The following is a 1,360-nucleotide window of genomic DNA, read 5'->3' as shown; positions in this document are numbered from 1 at the left end:
GGTGGCGTACTCGGGAGCCGCGAGCCGGCCGGTGGCCCGCGCGGCCGCCTGGCGATCGGCGTCCACCCGCCGGCGGGCCTCGGCGAGCGCCGCAGCCACCGACTCGGCGCGGCCGGTGGCCAGCTCCGCGTAGAAGACCCTGGCCAAGTCGGTTGCATAACGGTCGGTGACGGTCGTCTGCATGGCCACGACCCGGTCGGCCCCGCCGCGGACGAGGCTCTCCGCGAGCCCCTCAGTTCGGGCCGCACCCGAACAGGACGCCAGCACGATCAACGGCAGCGGGCGGGATGCGCCCTTGAGCGCGTCCACCAGCTCCTGCGCACCGATGGTGACCGGGTTGCCGTCCTCGTCCTCCAGCTCGGCCGAGGACGGCGAGCCGTGCGCGGACAGGTGCAGCACGTGGTAGCTGTCGTCGACGCGGTAACCGGCATCGCCCGCGGCGCTCCGGCCGCCCAGCGCGTCGGCGATCTCCGTCAGGCCGGCGACCTCGAGGATCGTGACCTGCGCGGCCCCGGTACCCGCCACCGGCTGGACAGCGTCGATGATCGCCTGCATCTCCGCCTCGACGTCGAGCGGAGCGTTCCGCGTCCGGGTCTCGTCCGGGGCCGCCACCGCGACGAGGATCTTCAACGGGCCCGGTAACGGCGGGGTCGCGACCCGGCTCGGCATCCCTTGCCGGCTCAGCCCAGCGACCCGGCGGGCCAGGCGCACGCCGGGCATGGTGACGAGCGGCCTGCCGCCTCCGCCGGCCAGCCGCAGCAGCTCATAGGGCAGCGCGAGCGCCGGGCCGTCGGCCTCCACCACGATGTCGACGACCGTGCCGAACGGTGCGGCGTCGATCAGCTCGGTCAGGTGCCGCGCGGTACCGGCGTCGAACAGCGCGTCGCGCAACCGGTGGCCTGCGTCGGACAGGTAGGCGTCCGCGCCCGCCGGATCCGCGGGCTGTGCCGTCCACACCGTGCCGAGCCCGAGCGGCAACGCCGTGGCGCGCTCCCCCAGCACGGTGTCGCCAAGTACCGTCCGCGTGGTCAGCCAGCCGTCGGCGAGCCGCACCGCAAGGACGATCTCATGTGTCAGCGAACCCCGGCGTGACCCGTCCCGGCCACCGGTACCTGCCCGCGAACCGGCCGGCGGTGGTGCCCCAGGCACGGCGACGTCACGGGGAGGCAGGACAGGGCGGGTGCCTGGCTTCAGCGGTGGTTCGATCTCGAACGGCTGGCCGGTCAGGACGCGCAGCAGCGTCTCCATCCCGGCACCGGTGTCGGAGATCTCCGCGATCGGATAGTGGGTCGTCGAGTACGGGCCGAGCCACTGCGGGATGTCCTCGACCGAGCGGCCGGGCAGCAGCACCGGCAGGAAC

1 protein-coding gene is annotated in these 1,360 nt (G+C 74.1%); it reads right to left on the bottom strand.

Annotated features, from left to right (window positions below; translation table 11 throughout):
- The coding region (locus tag MJ797_RS19680) for a CHAT domain-containing protein (protein ID WP_239337753.1) at positions 1 to 1,360 on the bottom strand (1,360 nt) is incomplete at both ends.

The sequence above is a fragment of the Protofrankia sp. CiP3 genome, assembly GCF_917627345.1.
Taxonomy (GTDB): domain Bacteria; phylum Actinomycetota; class Actinomycetes; order Frankiales; family Frankiaceae; genus Protofrankia.
Note: the sequence above shows the minus strand (reverse complement) of the source record. Positions and strands in the feature narration are given on the sequence as shown.